General features: G+C 36.1%; 23 protein-coding genes. 22 read left to right on the forward strand and 1 reads right to left on the reverse strand.

Annotation, left to right across the window (positions count from 1 at the left end):
• Positions 1-93: 93 nt before the first annotated feature.
• The 22 genes from ftsZ (at position 94) to K319_RS0107280 (ending at position 22,661) form a co-directional block, all read left to right on the forward strand.
• Positions 94-1,962, forward strand: a complete 1,869-nt coding sequence (gene ftsZ / locus K319_RS0107170) for a cell division protein FtsZ (RefSeq protein ID WP_027383038.1) — start codon at positions 94-96, stop codon at positions 1,960-1,962.
• A 50-nt stretch (positions 1,963-2,012) separates the two neighbouring features.
• A complete protein-coding gene (locus K319_RS0107175; protein ID WP_027383039.1) occupies positions 2,013-2,366 on the forward strand; it encodes a four helix bundle protein in 354 nt (117 codons plus the stop codon).
• Positions 2,367-2,433: 67 nt separating this feature from the next.
• Positions 2,434-2,880, forward strand: a complete 447-nt coding sequence (locus tag K319_RS0107180; RefSeq protein ID WP_027383040.1) for a GatB/YqeY domain-containing protein — start codon at positions 2,434-2,436, stop codon at positions 2,878-2,880.
• Between the two features lie 255 nt (positions 2,881-3,135).
• A complete protein-coding gene (locus tag K319_RS0107185) occupies positions 3,136-3,546 on the forward strand; it encodes a BrxA/BrxB family bacilliredoxin (protein WP_027383041.1) in 411 nt (136 codons plus the stop codon).
• 191 nt (positions 3,547-3,737) lie between these two features.
• Positions 3,738-4,676 carry a ribose-phosphate pyrophosphokinase gene (locus K319_RS0107190; RefSeq protein WP_027383042.1) on the forward strand — a complete coding sequence of 313 codons (939 nt, stop codon included), beginning with the start codon at positions 3,738-3,740 and terminating at the stop codon, positions 4,674-4,676.
• A 43-nt stretch (positions 4,677-4,719) separates the two neighbouring features.
• Positions 4,720-5,352 (forward strand): 50S ribosomal protein L25/general stress protein Ctc, encoded by a 633-nt coding sequence (locus tag K319_RS0107195; RefSeq protein WP_027383043.1) that lies wholly within the window; start codon positions 4,720-4,722, stop codon positions 5,350-5,352.
• 85 nt (positions 5,353-5,437) lie between these two features.
• The gene (locus tag K319_RS0107200) at positions 5,438-6,259 is read left to right on the forward strand and encodes a T9SS-dependent choice-of-anchor J family protein (protein ID WP_027383044.1); all 822 of its coding nucleotides are present in this window, start codon (positions 5,438-5,440) and stop codon (positions 6,257-6,259) included.
• Positions 6,260-6,389: 130 nt separating this feature from the next.
• On the forward strand, positions 6,390-6,890 hold the full coding sequence (locus K319_RS0107205) for a M15 family metallopeptidase (RefSeq protein WP_027383045.1): 501 nt from the start codon (positions 6,390-6,392) through the stop codon (positions 6,888-6,890).
• Positions 6,891-6,957: 67 nt separating this feature from the next.
• Complete coding sequence (locus tag K319_RS0107210) at positions 6,958-7,995, forward strand: patatin-like phospholipase family protein (protein WP_027383046.1); 1,038 nt, start codon at positions 6,958-6,960, stop codon at positions 7,993-7,995.
• Between the two features lie 181 nt (positions 7,996-8,176).
• Complete coding sequence (locus tag K319_RS0107215; protein WP_027383047.1) at positions 8,177-8,392, forward strand: hypothetical protein; 216 nt, start codon at positions 8,177-8,179, stop codon at positions 8,390-8,392.
• Between the two features lie 20 nt (positions 8,393-8,412).
• Entirely contained in the window at positions 8,413-8,736 is a 324-nt protein-coding gene (locus K319_RS0107220) for a hypothetical protein (RefSeq protein ID WP_027383048.1), read from the forward strand.
• The gene (locus K319_RS0107225) at positions 8,736-9,797 is read left to right on the forward strand and encodes a hypothetical protein (RefSeq protein ID WP_027383049.1); all 1,062 of its coding nucleotides are present in this window, start codon (positions 8,736-8,738) and stop codon (positions 9,795-9,797) included. The genes K319_RS0107220 and K319_RS0107225 overlap by 1 nt, the downstream gene beginning before the upstream one ends.
• 11 nt (positions 9,798-9,808) lie before the next feature.
• A complete protein-coding gene (locus tag K319_RS0107230; protein WP_027383050.1) occupies positions 9,809-9,991 on the forward strand; it encodes a hypothetical protein in 183 nt (60 codons plus the stop codon).
• 191 nt (positions 9,992-10,182) lie between these two features.
• Entirely contained in the window at positions 10,183-10,617 is a 435-nt protein-coding gene (locus tag K319_RS0107235; protein WP_027383051.1) for a hypothetical protein, read from the forward strand.
• Positions 10,617-11,564: a hypothetical protein gene (locus K319_RS0107240; RefSeq protein ID WP_027383052.1), complete on the forward strand. Its 948-nt coding sequence runs from the start codon at positions 10,617-10,619 to the stop codon at positions 11,562-11,564. Before K319_RS0107235 ends, K319_RS0107240 begins: the two co-directional genes overlap by 1 nt.
• A gap of 87 nt (positions 11,565-11,651) precedes the next feature.
• Entirely contained in the window at positions 11,652-15,431 is a 3,780-nt protein-coding gene (locus K319_RS20975) for a hypothetical protein (RefSeq protein WP_084403420.1), read from the forward strand.
• A gap of 72 nt (positions 15,432-15,503) precedes the next feature.
• Positions 15,504-17,951 (forward strand): hypothetical protein, encoded by a 2,448-nt coding sequence (locus K319_RS0107250; RefSeq protein WP_156907067.1) that lies wholly within the window; start codon positions 15,504-15,506, stop codon positions 17,949-17,951.
• Positions 17,952-17,953: 2 nt separating this feature from the next.
• Positions 17,954-18,475 carry a hypothetical protein gene (locus K319_RS0107255; protein WP_027383054.1) on the forward strand — a complete coding sequence of 174 codons (522 nt, stop codon included), beginning with the start codon at positions 17,954-17,956 and terminating at the stop codon, positions 18,473-18,475.
• 274 nt (positions 18,476-18,749) lie between these two features.
• Positions 18,750-19,139, forward strand: a complete 390-nt coding sequence (locus tag K319_RS0107260) for a hypothetical protein (RefSeq protein ID WP_156907068.1) — start codon at positions 18,750-18,752, stop codon at positions 19,137-19,139.
• Between the two features lie 226 nt (positions 19,140-19,365).
• Complete coding sequence (locus K319_RS0107270) at positions 19,366-19,719, forward strand: hypothetical protein (protein WP_027383056.1); 354 nt, start codon at positions 19,366-19,368, stop codon at positions 19,717-19,719.
• Between the two features lie 405 nt (positions 19,720-20,124).
• Entirely contained in the window at positions 20,125-21,063 is a 939-nt protein-coding gene (locus tag K319_RS0107275; RefSeq protein ID WP_027383057.1) for a helix-turn-helix transcriptional regulator, read from the forward strand.
• A gap of 62 nt (positions 21,064-21,125) precedes the next feature.
• Entirely contained in the window at positions 21,126-22,661 is a 1,536-nt protein-coding gene (locus K319_RS0107280) for a GH3 auxin-responsive promoter family protein (protein ID WP_027383058.1), read from the forward strand.
• On the opposite strand, the gene K319_RS0107285 is transcribed toward K319_RS0107280, so the two are convergent.
• Positions 22,630-24,279 carry a DNA repair protein RecN gene (locus K319_RS0107285; protein WP_027383059.1) on the reverse strand — a complete coding sequence of 550 codons (1,650 nt, stop codon included), beginning with the start codon at positions 24,277-24,279 and terminating at the stop codon, positions 22,630-22,632. The two genes, K319_RS0107280 and K319_RS0107285, sit on opposite strands and share 32 nt — an antisense overlap.
• Positions 24,280-24,283: the final 4 nt, after the last annotated feature.

Here is a 24,283-nt window from a genome sequence, read left to right on the forward strand (position 1 = left end):
CATAAATGATAAAAGAAAATTGATAAATGATTAAAGCAATCATAATAAATCGATTATCATTTATCAACTATCAACTATAAAAAATAAAATACTATGGACAATATAACTAATACACAAGGATTTTCATTTGACCTTCCAAAAGGGAATTCCTCCATCATCAAAGTGATTGGTGTTGGAGGCGGTGGAAACAACGCTTTGAAGCATATGTACGAAAAAGGGATCTACGGTGTGGATTTCGTGATTTGTAATACAGATGCCCAGACTTTGGATAACAATCCGGTTTCTAATAAAGTTCAGCTAGGAATTTCCATGACAGAAGGTTTGGGAGCAGGAGCTGACCCGGAAGTAGGCGAAAAAGCGGCCATCGAAAGCATTGACGAAATCAAAGCGGCAATGGGTCAAAACACAAAAATGGTTTTCATCACTGCTGGGATGGGCGGTGGCACAGGAACCGGTGCGGCGCCTGTGATTGCAAAAGTGGCAAAGGAAATGGGGATTCTGACAGTAGGAATCGTAACCGTGCCTTTTAGTTTTGAAGGAAAAAGAAGATTAGACCAGGCTGAATTAGGCCTTGATAAATTAAGAAATAATGTTGATTCCCTTATTGTTATTAACAACGATAAATTGAGACAGCAATTCGGGAATCTTGGCTTCAAGCAGGGATTCTCTAAAGCGGACGAAGTTTTGACAAACGCTGCAAAAGGAATGGCAGAAGTTATTACAGGTTATTTCGATGTTAATATTGACTTCCGTGATGCTAAATCTGTTTTGGCAAATTCCGGAACTGCATTGATGTCAACTGGTGTTGCAACCGGAGAGAAAAAAGCGGAAGAAGCCGTGAAAAAAGCATTGGATTCCCCATTGTTGAATGATAACAAAATCACTGGTGCAAAGAATGTACTTTTGCTAATCAGAAGTGGTGTTTCGGAAGTTACAATGGACGAAATCGGTGTGATCATGGATTACATCCAGAAAGAGGCAGGAAATACGGCTGATATCATTTTTGGAGTTGGAACTGATGAGGAATTAGGCGATGCAGTGAGCGTTTTGGTGATTGCTACAGGTTTTTCTAACGACAACAAAAAACATTCTGGTGTTACTGAAACGATCAAATATTCTTTGGAAGACAGACCAAATCCTTCAAGACACAGAGAGTCTCCTTTCAAAACAAGAGCTCAGGAAGAAGCAAAACCACAGACCGAATCTGGAAAGAATTTTTTTCGCTTAGAAGATGAGGACGATTTCGGAACTTCGAACTTTCCAACCAATTCGGTTGCAGAAAGTCTTGTGGAAGAAGTTGAAACTGAAACTCAAATCATCGAGAATGGGGAGATCCAAGATTTCTCAAATGATTATAACAACGAAAAGCAGGAATACAACCTTTTCACCTTCGAAGAAGAAAGCTACGAAGAAATAGATCTGGAAGCACAGTCTTTTACTTTCGAAGTTGAGGACAAGCCAAAAGCGTCGTTCAAAGAAGAGGAAATAGAAAAACCAGTTGAAGTAACTTTCACAATCAATGAACCGGCTGTTGAGGAAGAATTTCCTGTAATCGAAAAAGAAATTGTTGCGGAAGCAAATGAAGAAATCATTAACGAAGTTATCGAGGAAAAAGTTGAAAAACCAAACACATTTTCTTTCGCTGTTGAAACTAAGGAAGAAATTGTAGAAGAGAAAAAATCAGAGCCAGTTCAGGAAACTGAAGGCGGATTCACTTTCTTCAACAAAACTTCTGATTCTTCAAAAGCGATGGAAAGAAGAAACAAGTTGAAGGAATTCAATTCCCGTTACCAGCAATTGGATAATGAAAATGTTTTCGAAACAGTTCCGGCTTTCAAGAGAAAGAACATCAATATCGAAGGTTCCAACGCATCCGACCAGAATATCAACACTTATTTGTCTGATAACAATGGAAGCATGCAATTGAGAGAAAACCGTTTCCTTAATAAAGATGTAGATTAGTTTTAATGTAACAACGTAATAATATAACAGTGTAACAATTAATAAAAACAATGATAAATTTTGAAAATAATCCGATAATTCAAAAAACAGTCAACTTCTCTTTAGACATCATTGAGTTCTGCGAATTATTGGAAGAAAAAAAGAAATTTGTTATTGCAAAACAATTATTACGTTCTGGAACAAGCATTGATGCAAATTCTTTTGAAGCTCAAAATCCACACAGCAAAAATGATTTTATTAATAAAATAAAAATTGCTGCGAAGGAACTTGAAGAAACAAAATATTGGTTGTACTTGTGTAAACATTCCAAAAGTTATCCTTTTGAAGAGAAATTGGAACAGCAGATAACTGAAATCGGAAAAATAATTTACAAAATATTAAGTACAAGTCTAAATAAGAATTAATATAATAATGTAAAAGTTTACATAATTGTTACATTGTTATATTTCTAGATTGTTAAATTGAAATATTATGAGTTTAGAACATACAATAAGCGAAGCAATAAAAACGGCGATGAGAGAGAAAGACAGAGTAGCCTTGGACTCTCTTCGTGCAGTGAAAGCGCAGATTCTCTTGCTGCAAACCGAAGCGAGAGGCGCTGAAGTCACGGCAGAACAAGAGATCGCTATTCTGCAAAGAATGATAAAGCAGAGAAAGGATTCTTATGAGCAGTTTACGGCTCAAGGAAGAACCGACCTTGCTGAAGTAGAAGAGGCTCAGTCCAAAGTGATTGAGAAATTTCTTCCAAAACAATTGTCTGCTGAAGAATTGGAATCAGAAATCAAGAAAATTATTTCTGAAACCGGCGCAGAATCTTTAAAAGATTTAGGAAAAGTAATGGGTGTTGCTTCCAAAGCATTAGCCGGAAAATCAGACGGAAAGAGTATTTCCGAAATGGTGAAGAAATTACTTGCCTAAATATAAATGATGGTTGATAAGTGATTTTATCATTCATCATTTATAAATTATCATTCATTACCACGGATATACTTAATTTGCATATCGATTTGATTAAAGCCTTGAATTTTCGGATTCAAGGTTTTTATTTTGAAAATCTGGACAAAATGACCCAATAGATTTTTGGAATGATTTTAATAGAATCATTAATGTGATAATCAAAATAATAATTGATTAAATTTGCAATTCAGAAATTAACCTAAAATATATTTTAATATGTATCCAGCAGATTTAGTATTGCCAATGAAGGCAGAACTTACAGATAAAGGTTTTGAAGACCTTACAACACCGGCACAAGTTGATGCGGCTCTTAAGCAAGAAGGAACAACATTATTGGTCATCAATTCAGTTTGCGGATGTGCGGCTGGAGCAGCAAGACCAGGCGTTGTTTATTCTTTGACAGGCGAAAAGAAACCAGATCACCTGGTAACAGCTTTTGCAGGTTTTGATACAGAAGCGGTTGCAGAAGCGAGAAGATTGTTGGCCCCTTTTCCTCCAAGTTCACCGTGTGTAGCACTTTTCAAAGACGGAGAGTTGGTGCACATGTTAGAAAGACACCATATCGAAGGTAATCCTGCAGGCGCTATTGCAGCGAATCTTCAGGCTGCTTTTGAGGAGTATTGTTAAGAAAACAGAAAGACCAAAATATTTTTTATTTTGGTCTTTTTTTATGAAATCATATTGAGGATTTTTATGAAATCCAATATTAATGGGTGATAAGAGGTTATTTCTAATAAAAAATATAAATCTATTTATGAAAAGTTCAGAAATAGGCTTTCAGACTTTTCATTATTTTTTAAATTTGCAAAAAAGTAAAAATGTCAGATCAAGCAAGTTATTTGTTTTCTACAAGAACCAGCCACGAGTTGGCGGAAAAAATCGCTCAGGCTTATGGGCAGCCATTAGGGCAAATTAATATTCAACATTTCAGTGACGGAGAATTTGAGCCGGTTTTGGAACAATCTGTGAGAGGAAGCCGGGTTTTCCTTATTGCATCTACATTCCCGCCAGCAGATAATCTTTTGGAATTGTTATTAATGATAGACGCGGCAAAAAGAGCGTCTGCCAAAAATATTACCGTCGTAATTCCTTATTATGGTTTAGCAAGACAAGACAGGAAAGACAAACCAAGAGCTCCGATCGGAGCAAAATTGGTTGCGAATCTTTTGACTGCAGCGGGAGCGACTAGAATTATGACAATGGATCTTCACGCAGATCAGATCCAGGGTTTCTTCGAGATTCCTGTTGACCATCTGTATGCTTCTACGATTTTTGTAAAGTATATCCAATCTTTAGATCTTGATAATTTGACGATTGCTTCGCCAGATATGGGTGGTGCAAAAAGAGCGAAAAATTATGCAGGACATCTTGGGGCAGAAGTGGTGATCTGTTATAAAGAAAGAAAAAAAGCTAACGTAGTAGAAGAAATGTTCCTAATTGGTGACGTTAAAGACAGGAACGTGATCCTTATTGATGATATGATAGATACTGCGGGAACACTTTGTAAAGCAGCCGATATTCTGATGGAAAAAGGAGCAAAATCTGTGAGAGCAATGGCGACGCACGGCGTTCTCTCCGGAAAAGCTTTTGAAAATATCGAGAATTCTCAGCTTTTGGAAGTGATTGTCACAGATTCGATTCCACAAAAAACAGAGAAATCATCAAAGATCAGAGTGCTTTCCTGTGCCGAATTATTTGCCGATGTAATGAATATGGTACACGAGCACAAATCTATAAGTGAGAAGTTTATTATTTAAAAAAAATTAATATCTTTGCACCCTTAAAATAATTTTATACAAAATGAAATCTATTACAATTCAAGGTACAAAAAGAGAAAGCGTGGGCAAAAAGTCTACTAAAGCTTTACGTGATGCTGAATTAGTTCCTTGTGTTGTTTACGGAGGTGAGACTCCTTTGAACTTCTCTGCAGAAGAGAAAGCCTTCAAAGGATTGGTTTATACTCCTGAAGCACACACGGTATCTATTGAGGTTGACGGAAAAACAATCCCTGCTGTTCTTCAGGATATCCAATTCCACCCAATTACAGACAGAATTATCCACGCTGATTTCTATCAGCTGTCTGATGATAAACCAGTGATCATGGAAGTTCCTGTAAGGATCACAGGGCGTTCTAAAGGTGTTGTTGCCGGAGGTGTTCTAAGACAAACTTACAGAAAACTAAAAGTGAAGGCTATCCCTGCTAACTTGCCAGACGAGATCGTTGTTGATATTACACCGCTTAAGATTGGAAACAAGTTCTATGTGGAAAGTCTTAAAAATGATAAATATTCTTTCATGCACCCGGACAATGCAGTAGTAGTTGCTGTTAAGATGTCTAGAAATGCTAGCAAAAACGCAGCAGCAGGACAGGATGATGACGAAGAAGAAGAAGTGGTAGCAGATTCTGCTCCGGAAGCGACATCTGCAGAATAATAATTAAATTATTACTATAATATTAAGCCGTAGATTTTTCTACGGCTTTTTTTATATCTTTATTTAAAATTTTAAAAAAAATATTATGAAAAAACTTCTACTGACTGCTTTATTTTTACCAATCTTTGGAATAGCCCAAACTTCTGTTTTTACAGAAAGTTTTGAAGAGATCACAGATTTGGAAGGTGCCGGCTGGACATTATATAATGATGCAAACACGCCATTTGGGACATATGCAACAATGCTTCCTAAAGCATGGAATATTATATCTTGGGTTTCGGAAAGTGGTAACACCGTTGCCAGTGCTCCTTCTTGGTTTACGGTTGTCGCTCCTGCTGATCGTTGGATGATCACGCCTTCTATTACCTTACCAGCAAACTCAACAATTTCTCTGGAATTTTTTGCCAGATCAAGTGATGTTAGTCCTTATGACGATGGATTCAAAGTAAAGATCTCTACGACTAATACTGCAAAAGCTTCTTTTACAAATATATTGGCAGTTGCCCATGCGGTCAATTCTCCTATAGCGGATCTTACGCCATACACCGTAGATCTTTCGGCCTATGCTGGGCAAACGATCTATCTATCATGGGTCAACGATTATACAAACGGTAATGTTTTAAGTGTAGACGATATTGCTGTTACTGCAACACCATTAATGGCGGTAAATGATGTCAACAAAAAAAATATGACAGTATATCCTAATCCGGCTTCAGACTATTTTATCATTAATAATGCGAATGATGTTGTTTCTGTTAAGGTGTATGATATTTCAGGAAGAGTTGTGAAATCAAAATTGGAAGCCGTTGATAATAGATTCGATATCTCTGATCTTGAAAATGGAGTCTATACTGTTTCTATAGAAACTAAAACAGGAACTGTAAGCAGAAAATTAATCAAAAAATAACTTACATTCTTACTTCAGATTCATATAAATAACCTCTTTTTTAGAGGTTATTTTTTTGCTCAAAAATTTGATTTGTTACGCCAAGTTTTGGCGTTATGCCTTATTAGATTTGTCCCAAAAGAGAATCAATATGGATAAAATTACACAACAAAGAATTCAGAAACTTCATCCAAAAGTGAGAGAGGAGGTCATTAAAATCATTGAAGATTGTGATAAAGAACTTACAGGAAGGGCAAAGATTAGAATAACCCAAGGCTTCAGAACTTTCGATGAGCAAGACCAGCTATATGCGATAGGTCGCACAAAACCAGGAAAAAAAGTGACGAATGCAAAAGCGGGGCAAAGTATTCATAATTACGGATTAGCAGTCGATATTTGCCTTATCATTGATGGGAAAACGGTGAGTTGGGACACTGCGAAGGATTGGGATAATGATAAAGTAGCTGACTGGTACGAGTGTGTCAAGGTATTCGCAAAACATGGTTGGAGTTGGGGTGGAAATTGGAAAACCTTCAAAGACCTTCCTCATTTCGAAAAGGGATCAATCAAAACAAAGACCTCCGAGATCAAAACTACTTGGAGAAACCTTATCAAACTTCCGAAAGATAAAGCAGGATATATAATTTTTTAAAATAAATTTTGTCACGTCGAGTTCTGTCGTTACCCGCATCTACATTTGTGATATCAAATCAAAGCAAATGAAAAAGATCACGATATTATCGTTAGACGGTGGTGGCATTAGAGGAATTATCTCTTGCATCGTTCTCCGCTACCTTGAAGAGCTTTTACAACAGAAAGACCATCCCAATGCAAAACTCGGAGATTATTTTGACATGATCGCAGGAAGCAGCACAGGCGGGATTCTGGCGTCTGTCTTACTTTATCCTGACGGAAATAGAAAAGCCAAATATTCTATCCAAAAAGCCTTTGACCTTTATACGGAAAAGGGGGAGGATATCTTCAATGTTTCACTTTGGGAAAGTCTTATTAATCCTTTCGGTCTGTTCAGCGAGAAAATTTCTCAGGATAACCTTGAAAGACAGTTGAGAGATTTTTTTGGTGACCTAGAATTAAGAGATCTTATAAAACCTTCTCTCATTACAAGTTATGATATAGAAAACAGGAAGGCCAAATTGTTCAATACGACCAATGCGCAACAGAGCCAACAGAATTTCCTTGTGAGAGACATTTGTAGGGCGACTTCGGCAGCTCCAACTTATTTTTCCCCGGTTCAGATCAGGTCATCTTACGGGCAGATCTTCAGTTTGATAGATGGAGGCGTTTTTGCCAATAATCCGACATTGTGTGCTTATGCGGAGGCTAGGAAGATCCCATTTGCCAATGTTCTGGAAAATCCTTTCAAACCCAATTACCCTTCTGTAAATGATATGATGATTGTTTCCATTGGAACTGGAACGGAGATGAAAAGTTATCCTTTCCGGAAATATCAGAACGCCGGAAAACTAGCTTGGATCAATCCAATAATTGATATTCTCCTTTCTTCAAATGCAGAGACGGTGGACTATCAGCTGAACCAGATGTTCATGACGCTTGGGAAACGCAACAGGCAGAACTACTACAGGATCAATCCGTCCCTCAGATCGGCATCGCCGGAGATGGACAATGTGAAGAAAAAAAATCTGGAAGCATTGATACAGGCAGGTCTGAGCTATGTTGAGGAAAACAATGAAATTCTAAATGAGATCGCCGAAAAATTAATTAAAAATAAAATTTGATGCGACGAGTTTTGACGCCACAGCAAAATATCTTTGATACATAGAAAAAGAGAAAAAACACAAACGATGAAAATGAAAGATAAAATTTATTACGTCAGGTTTTGACGTCAGCGCCAACTACTTTTGGATTATAATTAAGGCCTTAATTAAATAATCAATCACTTTCAAAAAATCACCTTTCATGTTAGCTGTAAAAGCTGATAAGGAAGACTATTACCCCAACACAAAATATTATATGGAAACTAAAACAGACAATACATCCGAAGAAATCCCGCAAGACGCTATCTACAGTATAGACTGGGAAGATATAGAAAATGTAGATCTAGACTACGGCTATGATCTGGACGAGATAGAAAATTTCTTCCGGGAAGACTTTGAGAATGATATTATTTATTAACCTTTTAAAATTTAACATTTATGAAAACAAATGCAGAACTGAAAACTTACTTCGAAACAGGAGATAAACCTACACAAGAACAATTTTATCATTTAATAGATCGCCTGGGAGAATGTGTGTATGGAACTCAAAATCCGCCGACTTTGGCTCAATTGGATAATCTTGGTATCAAAACAGGAAATTACTATGTGCAGACAAGTAACGGATTGCCTACCGGGACAGAAATTCAGAGAGCTTTATTCAACGGTGTTCAGCTTACGGAATGGACTGTAAAAACAGCAGTTTGGAATACTTTATCTACTGATCAAAAAAATGCAGTTAAAATTTTTAATATTATACAATAATGGGAAAATATGATAAAGGAAATACGGTTATTAGGAGTCTATCCATGGATAATAGAGTTTTACAAAGTAGAACAGCTCAAAATACTATCGTATTTAATAGTCCAGATATTAGTATAGGGGTTAATATTAATAGTACTGATAGATCTAATGTAGGGAGTCTTACAGTCGCCTTTAACAAAGATATTCACGCCAAAGTTAATTGGAACATAGGAGACAATGCAACAATTTTTAAACCATATTTTACAAACACTATTGTAAAATCATTTGCAATAAATATCGATAATAATGGTGCTGGTGATGGATCAATTTCACAAAGTTTTAATAATTACTTTTTTATAGAAGATGTTAGTGGAGTGACTTCCATGGCCATTTCAACAGGAGCAGGGATTCAATCTATTCATTTTCAACTTTTCACAAATATGCCAGAACTATCAACTTTTGTAAATAACGTACCGACAGTTCCAAATTTTGCTTTTCTGGATAATATGCGAAATATTAAAAGTCTTGATATGAAAATCAGCGTATCGGCCTTTAGTAATCTTTATTCTCTGAGAGATAGTAATTTAAGGTCTTTGTTTCTGAAAGGTTATAATTCTACACAACCAGATTTGTTAGCTAATTTGCCTAACTCTCTTTATTACTTAGAAATAACACAAATGACGGATTTTATAGTAAATCTTCCAGACTATTTTACAGGAACAAGAATTGCAATTAATTTTTCATCAACTCAATCAATAAAAAGTATTACTTATGTAGGGAATAGTATTTTTCCTAGTGTAATAGCTGATACTTTAGATTACAGAATCCCTTCTACAGGTTATCTTTACAATCAAATGAATGGCAGACTGACTGGGACAAATCTTTCAAAATTTTTGATTGATTTTGCAAATCAAGTCACAGCAGTTAATCTAGGAAATCCCCTCGCAAAAAAAATGAAGTTTACAGGATCTACGTACGATTCAGAATATGTAGACCCCGATAGCACAAAAGCTATAAGAACGGCTGTAGATGCTATTAATAAAATGACAGGAACTTTAGGTATAAGCTTATCATTTTCTTAAAATTAAACATAATGAAAATACTTACAAAAAAATACGCATTAATATACAATGGAGAATCTAAAATGATAATTTTTAAAATCAATAATAATTCGCCAGAATATCCTACATATCCGGCTAATGGTACAATAGGAGTAGAGTTCGACACGGAACAGGAATTAGATGATTACATATCTGAAAATAATCTTGTAGAATAAAAAATAAATTTTATTACGTCAAGTTTTGACGCCACCACCAAGTACTTTTGGATTATAATTAAGGCCTTGATTTAATCTACATCTCTTTTTTACGAAACCAATTATGATATCAGCAAAGACGCTGATAAGGAAAACTATTACCCAAATATAATATGAAAAATTATTTATAAACCTTTTAAAATTTAAAATTTATGACAACAAAAACAGACTTAAAAAGCTTCTTCGAAACTGGAGATAAACCGACACAAGGACAATTTTATGAATGGATGGATTCTTATTGGCATAAGGATGAATCTTCCCAAATAAAGATCAACTCTACGACCGAAATTACCAATCAAACTACTGCAGCCAATGGCTATACACAGAATGGAAAGAATGTTTTGATTGATAATGGTAGTGCAGCTATTAATTACAAGATTAATCTGACTTCTGATACAGAGGAAAACTTTCTCATTACAGGAATTAAATTGGGAACAGCTGCAATAACATTTACAGTAGGTTCAGGTTCTCCAGTTCTGACAAAAGTTGACAATACGCTTGCGGTTAACGGGACAAAAGGAAGCAGATTTATGATTTCCCGTGTAGGAAGTACAAATGAATTTTTAATCTTTATAAATAACTTGTAATGAATCCAGCAATTTTTTATCCTATAAAAAAGCCATTTGCAAAACTTTCTTTAGTTGATTCACCTAGATGCAGATTTGGTATTTCGACAAGAAAAAGCGATATTTTAGTTGATTGGGGAGATGGAGCAAGACAAATCTTTACAATTAATAAAAATGTTTCGGGAAGCAGTATGTCAAGTATCTATCATGAATATAGTACAAGATATACAGGAGATGTTAAAATATATCCATTTGGAGGATTGAGTGATGTATATTCTATTCAATTTAGTGATGACGCCGTTAGTTTTGGCGAAGGAGCTGCTGGGGCTACCAAATGTACACAATATAAATTCTCCAACGAATTTGTCAAGCAGTTTCCCAATATCATATACTTTGCTGCAGATCTTTACTATTTTTATCCATATGTTGGTTATTCTGGTGTAGAAATGACAGGCGATTGGGCAGATATCCCAGATTCCTTAGAAACATTGTTGTTGCCAGTAACAAATACAGCATCGATACCGTATATCAATTGTGATAATTTTTCTACTAATAGCAATCTTAAAAATCTTTTGGTATCATATGATAGTCCATCACTTGACGTTGGAGGGTCACGAGTATACCGATTTAACATAATGGGAGATATCGCTAAACTTCCCCCAAAAGTAGAACAAGTACGGCTTTGGTATTCAAGAGATACCACTCCTACATATTCCGGAGGTAGAAACTGGAATGCTAATATGGATTATGTCTATTTATTTGGGCAGGCTTCTATTTCTGGAGGTGTTACAACTAAATCATTAACACAAACGGAAAATGATAGATTATTGAATGATCTGTCAAATGTCACAAGCTGGTCTGGTAACAAAAGAGTATTTATCAGAGGAACACGCTCGTCAGTTTCCAATGATGCGGTAACTATTTTGGAGAGTAAAGGTGTCACAGTGACTCCATCAGCAGCAAGCTAATCAAAAACAAAATCACACTTTAGATATTCCAATAATAGTATTGGAACAGCTAAAGGAATGTCTAAAAACAAAATTAAAATCAAAAAAATGACAACAGAAAACAATACAAACCCAGAAACAGTAGCCAATCCTGCTACACAAACACTTTTCAGATTTGTAAGCCTTAGAAATCCTCAGCTTGCAAAAACAGACGGTAATACAAAATTCATCTTTAGAGACAATGATCACAAAGGTATTTTTGATACCATGCTTGATAGTTCAGAATGGACACAATCAGGAAAGAGCAAGATAGACTTCCTGACAGATAAGATCAAATCGGGCAATTTCGACTTTACCAAGATTTACAGAACCGAAGATGATTTAAAAAAGCCTCCTTTTTTGAACCTCTATGATTTGACCAAAATTTTGGTAGAAAGCGGATCATTGACATCTTTGCAGGTAAATGGGTTTGACAGCCAGTCTCTAAATATGCCATTTCTTTGGGATAGTCTGATCTACCAGATCCTCACACAGGAAGATTTCTATTTAAAGGAACTCCTGACCCAAATGTTACAAACATTACATTATATAGATAACTATGATGTTTTTTCTACAGAGCCTGATGCAAAAAAGAAGAAAGTAAAAGAAAAAGAAATCTCCAGTGCCAAAGTTGTAATTCCGGATTTCCTTTTCGTGGATTCTGCTTCCATACCTAGCGATAACCAGTCCAATGCTTTCACGGTTGGTTCTAGTGCTGTTGGCTCCCAGGATTATATTAGTGGGAGTAATGCCAATAGTAATGCGTCGGTAGATGCTCAATATTTTCCTACGGAATCCATGCTGAAACGTCAAAAAGTGGCTTTGGCTTCTTATGAAAAAGCACAGTTGGAAGACCTTAAAAAAGAACTTTCCAAAGCTCAGAGTATTTATAGAAAACAATATTCCAAGGCTTTCGAACTTGCTTCCAAAGACTATCAGAACTTGATTAAACCACTTTATGATGATTATGATCAATCACTGTTGGAGGTAGAGGCTACTTTTACAGAAGAAATGACAGAAGCTGCTAAAAAATTTGCTTTGAGCCAAGTAGCAAAACCGGAAGTACCAGAGTTTCAATTCGAGTTCAGAAGAGAAAGGGATGTCAGCTTTTTACAAAGCAAGTTATCGGAAACTTCATTAAGGTCTTTTGTAAACCTGATAGGAGAATATTCAGAGAGTGAAACCCTTTCCGGAAGATTGAATAATGGAGAGGTATTGCAGGAGAATATTGTTGCAATAGGAGAAGACCAATTCGTTCTTCCGGAAGATGAGAATCAGAATTTTGATGAGATGCTTGAGACCATCAATGTAAAATTATCCGATCTGAATGAAACGATCTATCAAAATACAGAAGTAGAAAAACAAGAATACGTAAGTATTGGTGGTGTTTTGATTCCGGTAACAAATAATAATGAATCAAGTACGAATGTTATTATTCGTGATGCGGAGTTTTGTGCTTATGAAAATATACCTAATTCTGGAATAATTAATATTGGAGGAAGGATGAGTATTCATAGTTCTTCTACTTTTAGTGATATTAGTTATAATGTTTCTAATGGGAATGTTGTTGTAAGAGAAGGAAGTTATCATAATTTATTGCGAACAAATGAGGGAGTCCTAGAAATAAGTGACCTTTTTAATAATCAGTTGTCTATGGCGGATTTCAATCAATCAAATACATTTGTAATGAAATGTAAAATAGATGGTTTAAATACGACTTTAACAGTAGATATTTCGAATCAGGGTTGTAATAGAACAGAATTGATAAGTGTTCCCAATAATTCAACTACAAATTCTTCTAACAACACTTTCGTCCCAAAAGGCTTTGGAATCAAAAGATTGGGGATTGCAGATTATCTTAAGGTAGAGCAGACAACCCACGCTTATGTAGAAGGAGAAGTGGCGAGTATCGAGAATATCATGGCTCGCGAATATCGTGAAAAATCTACAAGAAGACTACGTAGAAACGAGGTAACAGAAACTACATCTTCTGATACAGAGAGAGAGCAGTTGACAGATACAACCACGGCAAGCCGTTTCGAGATGCAGTCTGAAATTGCCAAAATGCAACAAGAGGCTACTGATATTGGGGTTAATGCTAGTACTGGATATAGTGGAGGCGGATTTAATATCAATGTTGCGGCTAGCTATGCCAACCATCGTTCGAAAGAGGAAAGTATGCGACAGGCTGTTACTCAGGCTCAGGATGTGACAGCCAGAGCTTTGGACAGGGTTGTGACAAAAGTTCATCAGGAACGTATTGAGAAAATCATCGAAGAATTTGAAGAAAACAACTCTCATGGTTTTGACAATAGAAAAGGAGACAAACATGTTGTTGGTGTTTATAGATGGGTTGATAAGTTGATGAAAAACCAGGTCTGGGATTATGGCAAAAGATTGATGTTTGAGTTTGCGGTACCACAACCAGCAAAAATTCACACCTTGGCTACTGCTTCTTTGAAGAATGGGAAAGTGATTGAAAAACCTGTGGATCCTAGAAAACAAGAAGGAATACTTAATCTTAGTGATTACTCTAAGTTATCAGATACAACCTTAAAGCATTGGACAGGAATTTATAATGTAGAAATAGATGAAAAACCAATGGAAGGCTTTAGTGTCAATAAATCTTTCAGTGGTAAGGATTCTCTATTTAAAGGGCAAGATGAGGGAAACATTCAATTAGTAAATGGGAATGGTGAGGTAATTATTCCCGAAGGATATATTGCAACAGAGGTACGATATTTATTTGATACATGGCCGCACGGTTTCAAAGGAGGTCATGCAGGTTTTATATCTGTTGCAGGAGTAACCTCAAAATGGATAATGGGATTTGACAAAACACAAATTGATGGTGTTATTGAAGACCTTAATGTTAAAGATAAGCTTGAATTTTCTTTTGCGACGGGAGAAAGTCCAATTATTCAAGGAACATTAAACATTACATGTGAAGTAACAAAAGAACTGGAAACTACATGGCAACAAAAAACCTTCAATGCTATCATCGAAGCTTATGAAACTGCGTTAGCAAATTATAATCAAGAAGTAGCAGAAGAAGAAACAAAAGCAGGAAACATAAAAGAGACCAATGCCAATTTCTACCGTCAGATAGAGCAAGATGTTTTGAAGCACAATTGTATCGCTTATATGGTGGATCCGAAAGTTTTAGGTACCAAGCTATATGACAAAGAGAACATAGAAAACTTTGAGGTCATTAAAAATAAAAACCTGGATGAATATGCTTCATTATCCAAATTTATGGAGCAGGCATTTGAATGGAATATTATGTCTTATGACTTCTATCCTTACTATTGGGGAGCAAAAGAAGCTTGGCAGGCTTTATACCAATCAGAGAGTATGGATCCATTGTTCCGTTCATTCTTACAGAGTGGTATGGCGAGAGTAGTGGTGACCGTTCGTCCAGGGTTCGAAGATGCAGTCCAGTTCTATATGGCAACGGGTAGATTGTGGAACGGTGGAGAAGTTCCTGTTATTGGAGATCCAATGTATCTGTCTATTGTAGATGAACTGAAAGGTGCCAAAGGAGAAGCACAAGGTAAACCTTGGATTACAAGACTTCCTACATCGCTTACGATTCTTCAGGCACAGAGTATTGGCTTAGCGGTATCTTCTGCACTTCCATTTACGAAAGAAGACCCTGCGTTATTTGAAAATCCGGAAGAAGTCATTACAGAAAGTAATTTCAGCAATAACACTGCAATGATAGAATCCGGAGCCGACAAGCAGGTTGCTAAAATCGGATTGGACGAAGACTCTCTACAGTTGACCACAGAAGATGATAAGGTTGTGTCAGAGCTTTCTTTAGATGATCTGAAACAAGCTTTAGAATAATAATTTTTGTTTAATCCATTACAAGGGCGGTTTTCTAAGCCGCCCTTTTTATTAACTATTAAAATTGATGAAATGACACAAATTTTATATAAACAAAAATCATCTATGCGGAGAGGAGAAACAATAAGAGGAATGAATTTCGTAAGTCCTCTTGTGGAGTATAAATTTTATAATCAGACTTCTCAACAGATTTATAAGAAATATTTTGTAGATGCCAATCCACCCTTGGAAGGAACTTTCAACATTATCTCCGATGTTGCTTCTGATGTATCAGATGAAATCAAAAAAACAGTAAAAGATTTTTATTATTACAATAAAATAGAGCCACAATATTTTGCTTTCACAGTTGTAATGTTTTCTTCAACAGAGGCGACGAAACTTAAAGAATGTTTTGAAGTTTCTGAGCCTTCGGATAATGAAATATTGATTTTTGTAGAAGACAATAAAAATGATTCTGCAAGCGGGACATACGGAGCAATTAGAATTTCTCCAAAAATTATCGCAACCTTAGGTTCACAAAATCGATTGGCTTACGACGTAAAAGACAACAAAAATATCTATGATGAATTAAAAAAGATTGTCCCGGAACTTACTAATGACCAGATAAAAAGTTTACTTCATAATGGTTATATAGAAGACACTCGCATTAATACTATAAAGACTTGGCTAAAAATCGCCTCTTTTTTTTCAAGTGGGATTGATGCGATATTTCCTGGTTTGGGAATTCTTACAAACAATATGGTAAGAAAAGCAACAAGTGATAGCCTTGCCAAGGTTATAGAAAAGATTGAAGAAGCAAGATTAGAAGAATACCGATGGCAGCCAAAGGCTCCAAAAACAGAAAATGGAGAAATAGATAAAAATTACAATTATCAGCCATTGATTTCTGTGGACGAAAAAGATAATGCTACCGTAAACATTGCCCAGTTTTCCAGTCTGTTACAAAAAAAGCTGGATGAGCAGGATGCTTTCGTAAAAGCCAAGCTTAAGATTTCTCAAAAATTTGATGAAAAAGGCGAACCAAATAATCTTCTTGAGTTTTTATACCATAACTATTTCAAAGCTTATAAAGTAGCAAAATCCACAATCAGCCAGATTCAGGAATTATCAGATATCGAAATTTTGAAATACGGAGTCAAGGCCTATAATGCACTGCTATGTGGTGTGTGGAACGGATTGGTGGATGCAGTCTCTGGATTGTTTGCAATGGTAAAGATGATTTACGACGGCATTACATTAGGAAAAGATTTTGTACAGAATATTGATAAATATCTTCCCACACTTCTGGAGCAGTTTGATGAAGCAATACAGGCGATAGAGAAACTGAATTTCACAGAAATTGCAAAATACATCTATGAAAAACTGAAAGATATAAACCTTACGTTTAACCCAATTGCTTGTGCGTATTTTATAGGCTATGCTTATGGATTTGTTATTTCTTTGATTATTGAGATTATTCTTACAGTTGTTGCAACAGGAGCTACACTTACAATTCCTGTTATTGTAGAAAAATTGTCAGAAGCTTTATTTGGAATTTTTAGATTAGGTTTTAGCGCGGCAAAAGGAGTTGCAAAAACTATAAGGTCTTTTTCTAGGTTTGTAGTGAAATCTATTGAAGATTTAATCAAAGGTTTTCAGGAACTTCTTAATTTCTTAAAAAAAGGTTGGAGTGATATTAAGCAAATTATTGACGATACCTTTAAAGACGTTGCGAAAATATTAGATGAGCAAGCCAATGTTTTCATTAAAAAGCTTCCTTCTAATTTTGGGAAATTTGTAGATTTACTAACCAAGAATTTTCCACAGGTTCAGAGAAGAATTGTAAATGGTCTTTTAGTGATTGAATTTAAAGGTAATATTTTAGCCAGAATTAATGCAAAAGGAATCATTGTTGAAATAAAGTACTTTAGAGAACTAAAAGATTACGTCTATTTTACAGAATTGAAAAACGTAAAAATAGAATTGGAAGTGGTAGATGATTTGGGAAAAACTACTGTTAAAAAGTATGAAGATACAGTAGAAGTAATGAAGAAAGGAGATGATATTGCATTTAGGGCAAAATTTGAAGAAGGAAAAGTACGTGATGGAGAATATATTAATTATACCTTTGAAAAATCAGGGAATTATAATCCCTTTTCCATTAAACCTACAAGTAAATCAAAAGTAATAGATAAAGTTCTAAAAGAAGGAGATGAGTTTTATATTGTGGAATTTAAGGATAGGACATTACAAAGAGCAGTTCCTGGCAGTTGGGCTTCTGACTATAAGGTGAAGAATATAAAAGAACTACGGGAAAAACTTCAAGTTATTAAGGAATTTAAAGATGAAGCAAGGGGAGAATTGGTTGTAAGAAAGTATAAAGTAAAAATTGGGAAAGAACTATCCAGTAGAGAAGGGTATGTTGGACATTTGGAATCTGGGGTAAGTACAGGTCCTAAACAGTGGGAGTTTATTGAAGCTTGGGAAGAAAAAACATTTAAATCATTTATAGAAGAGATAGATTCAAAAATTTTAAAATAATTATGAAATTTTATATTAAGTCTTTATATCCGGAAGACGAAAAAAAGAATAGATTAGAAAGAGAAAATGGAATAATTGAAGACCCGATAGAATTATCTTGGTTTGATGATTTCCAAAAATATTGTTTAGAATGGTCAGAGCAAGAAAGACCATCAAAAATATTTTTATCAGATAAATTTATTTTAGTTTTATTTTATAAGGATTCAAATACTTGTCCTTATCCTAATAATTTAGTTAGATACAATTTAAAAAAAGAAGTTATAGGAATTATTCAAACTCCAAAACCTTTGCAGTATAAAGGAAATAATCTACTACTTATTTCATCCATAGGTAAAGTGAAAATTATAGACAATGTGGAGCACTTATCGGTGGTTATTAGTACTGGTGACTATGATATGGGTTTTTCAGAATTTAGATATTTGAATTTAGAAACTTTTGAGTACCATCCCACATATTATGAAATTCAAGAACTTTTTGGACAATATAGTAAAACTCCAACTAGGTGGGAATACTTTGGAAGATAGACTTATAGCGCAGATTTGCAAACCGTGCTTTCTAGGGCAAAATAAACAGACAAGTAAAAACACAAAGCAGTGATATAACCATCGCTGCTTTTCTATTTCCATAATAAAAAATTAAAAACATAAACATTATGTCTTCTACCTCAGAAACAGACCACGCAAAGAACTTGGCAAACTTCGGGATGGAGAGCATATTAATTATACCTATGAAAAGTCTAATAGTAATCCTCCATTCGCTACCAATCCTAAAAGTAAATCGAGGGTAATAGATAGGTTTTTGAAAAAAGGCAATGTGTTTTATGTAGTTGAGTATAAGGGACAAAATGCACCTGGTTTATTTTGGTCGAGAGAACCTATTTTTACAATTAAGGATTTGAGAAACAAGCTTTCAGTTATTGAAGATTGGAAAAACCCAAACATTGATGAATTGGTAATCCGAAAATATAAAGCATTACAAGAAATTCAAGTTCGCGACGGTTATATCGGTCCAATGTTAGAAACTTCCAAAGGCAGTAGGGATTTTGGCAAAGTCTATAAAGGAGGCGGTCATCAATATGAAAGTTTGCAGAGGTTTGTCAGAGATGATGTTTTTATTCCAAGTTTAGACGCATCGGATAAAGGAAAAAAAATAGAAAGAATAGAAGATTTTATTAAAACTTTAAAATAAATAGCTGTAATGATAGAAAAAATCGAATTCTCAGTAGAAGGACAAAAAAAATACAATCTGTATAATAGAGAAGAATATCTATTGTATTTGGAAAAGAAAAGAATATGTTGGAATTCATCGAGCTCAAACTTGGATATTAGATGGCAAAAAAATAATTCCAAATTTTAAAGGAGGCACTCCATCTTATAATTGGGATTGCATAATATTTGAAAAAGATAGTAAAACATTGGTTGTTTGTAATCCTGATGGTTCTGTTCGTTTTGAAGTTCCTGTACCGGATAAATTAATTCAAAGAGGAGAGTATGACAATCACTTTAAACTTTCTGAGTGGAAATCAAAAGAGATAGACAAAGATTATTATGTGATGAAATATGAAGGATTTGATGATTACTTTGAATATAATGGAAAACATTATTTAAGTGTTTTATTAGGTAAGTATAATGAGAATGAAAATTTTGATGCCTATCTCCAGATGCGTTATTTAGATTGTGATACAGGAGAGTTTTTGCCTTTTACAAAAAAAATAATTCAAAGAATTCCAAATCCACATAGTTATACAGAAAACAGAGTAGAATTGTAATATTAAATCCCGATAGCGCGGATTGCAATCATAAGGTTTCGAACACTTATCGCGTCTCGCTCGTGCCCACCATAAAAAAAGCAGTGATAACCAATCACTGCTTTGTCATTTAACACACATCGAAGTCTTAACAATTACCTATCATCTAGACACACATTATCGAGTGGCATAAGCACATACGCTCGAGTGTGTCATCCACACACGGCCGGGTGCGTTATACACACTCGTCCATGTGTGTCGTCTTATTCTACTTTAGAGGAGTGTGGTTATAGACCTAGTATTAAGTTCATTCAATATTCGGGAGAAGAAACTTATCCACAAAAAGAAAACACGACAAGTTTTGTCGCATTAAGAATTTATATTTGTGTAACAGAATTTAAAAACTAAATATTCCTACAACCATCAATGAAAAAAGATTTTTACCTTACCAGATACTCTCTGATCATCAAAAGACTGGAGCGTTCGCCAGCCACATATCCCGAGCTGGAGAGCTACCTTCTCAACTCCTTCGAGTTTCAGGATGCCAAGATCGTGAGCTACTCCATTCGTACGTTACAAAGGGATATCAAGGACATAGCGAATCTTTTCAATTTTGATATTCATAACAAGAAAAAGGGCGATAACCGCTACTATATAGAAAGCCGCCCCGTGATGGAGGTGGACGAGTACAACCAGCGTCTCATAGAATCTTTCCAGATCATGAACGCGGTGAACTCCCAACCCGACTTTGCAGAATTCGTCTATCTTGAAAACCGTACCCCGCGAGGGATACAGAACTTCTATGACCTCCTTTTCGCCATCAGGAACAAGAGGATCATAGAGTTTCAACATTTCAAATACAAGGACCAAAGCATCACTTCCAGAAAAGTGCATCCCATGGCACTCAAAGAGTCCAAGGACCGCTGGTATCTCATCGCCCTTGATACCAAAGATGAGAAACTTAAGGCTTTCGGATTAGATCGTATTAGCGAGCTTTCTGTAAGCAAAGCTGGATTTAAGCTTCAGCAACGATTTGATCTGAAAGAACATTTCAAGAACGCCTTCGGAATCATGAATCTGGAAGAGCAACCCGAAAAAATCGTCATCCGCTCTACAAAAGAACAGGCAGAATATCTCAAAAGTTCTCCCCTCCATCATTCGCAAAAGATCCAGAGAGAGACAGAAAAATCGGTGTATTTCATATACGACCTTTATCCCACCTATGATTTCATTCAGGAAATCCTGTCATTTGGGAATCAGGTCAAGGTAATGGAGCCCAAGAGTCTCATCAGCAAAGTGAAGGAAACATTGGAAAAATCTATCCGGCAATACGATGACACCTCTGTAGAAGAGGAAAAAAGCTGATATTTTTCTATTAAGACGATCAACATGTTTTCCATTCTCAAAATTTATTATATTTGTGAAGAATGGCAACTAAAGCACTTTTTAACTCTGTCGTCAATTGGTTTATCCTCCAGAGGATAGATCAGATAGAACATTTTATAAAGTATCCCAAAGAAACCCAGGAGGGTCTCTTGTTCTCGCAGCTCTTTCATGCAGAAGAAACAGAGTATGGACAGAAGTATGGCTTCAGTTCCATTTCCAATTACCGCGATTTTCAGAAAAAAGTCCCTATTGTATGCTATGAGGATTTCGAACCTTATATAGAAAAAGCTAGGCAAGGCCAGAAAGATGTTTTTTGGCCGGGAGTGATCAGGCAATTTGCTAAATCCTCCGGAACGACAAATGCCAAAAGTAAGTATATCCCTATTACAGATGAAAGCCTGGAAGATTGCCATTACAAGGCGGGCAAAGACATGGTTGCCCTGTATGTCAACAATCACCCGGAAAGCGAGCTGTTCCAGCACAAGAATCTCAGATTGGGAGGTAGTGCAGAGATGTATCAGGACTTCAACACTAAGTTCGGCGACCTGTCTGCTATTCTGATCGAGAATCTTCCGTTCTGGGTAGAGATCATCAATACACCAAGTAAAAAGATCTCACTGATGTCCGAGTGGGAAACCAAGATGAGAGCGATTATCGGGGAAGTGAAAAATGAGGATGTGGGAAGTCTTACCGGTGTTCCAAGCTGGATGATGGTCCTGTTGCAAAGGACGTTGCAAGAGACAGGGAAAAATAGCATCGGAGAACTTTGGCCAAATCTGGAGGTTTTCTTCCATGGTGGGATCAGTTTCAAACCTTATAAAAATCAGTATAAAGAGATCATAGGGAAGGATATCCGATATTATGAGATATACAATGCTTCCGAAGGCTTTTTTGCAATCCAGGACCAGGCTGGTAGTGATGAGATGTTATTGATGCTCGATTACGGGATTTTTTACGAGTTCATTCCAATGGACAAGTATTATGAAGGAGTTCGTGAGGCAATCCCAATTTCGGAGGTTGAGCTGGATAAAAATTACGCAGTTGTTATCACTACCAATGGTGGACTTTGGCGTTATCTGATTGGTGATACCGTGAAGTTTACATCGATCCATCCCTTCAGAATTAAGATTTCAGGACGGACAAAACATTACATCAATGCTTTTGGGGAGGAGCTGATGATAGATAATGTGGAAACGGCTCTTAAAATTACTTGTGAACATTTGGATGCAAGTATCTCCGATTACACAGGAGCTCCGGTTTTTATGACAAATGAAAGCAAAGGTTGCCATGAATGGATCTTCGAATTCACAAAAAAACCGAATGATATCAAAGAATTTACAGAAGTATTTGACAGAACACTTAAAACTTTAAATTCTGATTACGAAGCAAAACGCTACAATAATATTACATTAAGATGTCCGATCGTGCATTTTGCGAAGCCAAATCTATTTTACGAATGGATGGCAAGCCGCGGAAAGTTAGGAGGACAGAACAAAGTTCCGAGATTGAGCAACGACCGACAGTACATCGAACCATTGCTGGAACTTAACCAATCAATTCCTTCGCCTGAGAAATAGCCGCATCTGTAATCTTTGAGCCTGATATCAATTGTGCGATCTCGTTCAGTTTTTCATCCTCGGAGAGTTTAACAATGGTTGTCTTGGTAATTCCGTTTTCATCGAATTTCACCACTTTGTAATTCTCGTTTCCTTTTGCTGCAACTTGTGCAAGATGGGTGATCACGATAAGCTGAAGGTCTTGTGACATTTCCTTCATCAGTTTTCCCATTTCTTCGGCAATTCTTCCGGAAACACCGGTGTCAATTTCGTCAAGAATCAAAGTTGGAAGTGCATTGTTCTCGGCCATTATCTTTTTGATGGCGAGCATTACTCTGGAACGTTCTCCGCCGGAAACCGCACTTTGGATTGGCTTTAATGGAAAGCCGGAATTGGCCTGAAACAAGATCTGAATATTATTTTTCCCAAATAAATTGAATGATGAGGAGTCTGTTAAATCAATTTTCAGAACAGCTTTTTCCAGACCTAATTGAGCAAATATCTCTTTAGCTTGATTTTCCAGGTTTCCAGAGAATTTCAACCGGTTCTCTGATAATTTTTTGCTCAGAGAGTCAAGTTCTTTTTCAATGGTTTTAAGGCTTTTCTCTTTTTCTTCGATTTGACCTTCAATTGATTCAAGAGAGTTTTGTGTTGCAGATAATTCGTCTCTTATTGCCAAAAGTCCATTGATGTCATTCACCTGATGTTTTAGAAATAAAGCGTTCAATCGGTTGACTGTTGTCAGTAAAGCTTGCAAAAGGTTGGGGTCGATTTCTAGACCTTCTGCTTTATTTTCAATTTCCGTATTGATGTCTTTCAGCTCCAGATAACAGGTTTCCAGTCTTTCGCTGAGGTCTTGATATTCTGAAGAGAGTTCAGAGAGTTTGGAGATCTTGTTTTTAACATCGAAGAGACTTGATAAGATCCCGAAATCGTCTTGATTTAATTTGGAAATAGTTTCCGAAAGATATTCACTGATCTGTTCTGCATTTTCTTGTGTGCCGAGTTGATTTTGGATTTCCCCATAATCCAGATCATCCAGCTGTAATTCTTCTAGCTCGGCAAGTAGAAAGTTTTTATAATCGGATTCTTTGTTATTTTCTGCCAAAGCAGATCTCAGTTGCTCGATTTCTCGTTTTATGGTCTGATGATTGCCGAAATATTTTTGATAATCTGATAGCAACGTTTTATTTTTTGCCAATCCATCGAGAATGCCGAATTGGAATTGCTCCGAGAAAAGATCGGACGTTTCGAATTGTGAATGGATATCGATCAGTTTCGATGACAGCTCCTTCAGAATGTCCAGCGTTACAGGTACATCATTGATGAAGGCTCGGGACTTTCCGTTTGGTAAAATCTCTCTTCTGATGATGGTTTGTCCGTCAAAATCCAGGTCATTCTCTTCGAAGAAATCTCTGAAGTTTTCAGTGATTTTGAACTCGGTTTCTACAATACTTTTAGCATCAGATTTTGCAAAGGATTTAACATCCGCCCTTTCGCCCATGATCAGGCGAAGTGCTCCAAGAATAATTGATTTCCCGGCACCGGTTTCTCCGGTAATGACTTGTAATCCGGTTTTCAGGTCGATTTCCAACCGGTCGATCAACGCAAAATTTTGTATGAAAATTCTTGAAAGCATGATT

This window comes from Epilithonimonas caeni DSM 17710 (genome assembly GCF_000426465.1).
Taxonomy (GTDB): domain Bacteria; phylum Bacteroidota; class Bacteroidia; order Flavobacteriales; family Weeksellaceae; genus Epilithonimonas; species Epilithonimonas caeni.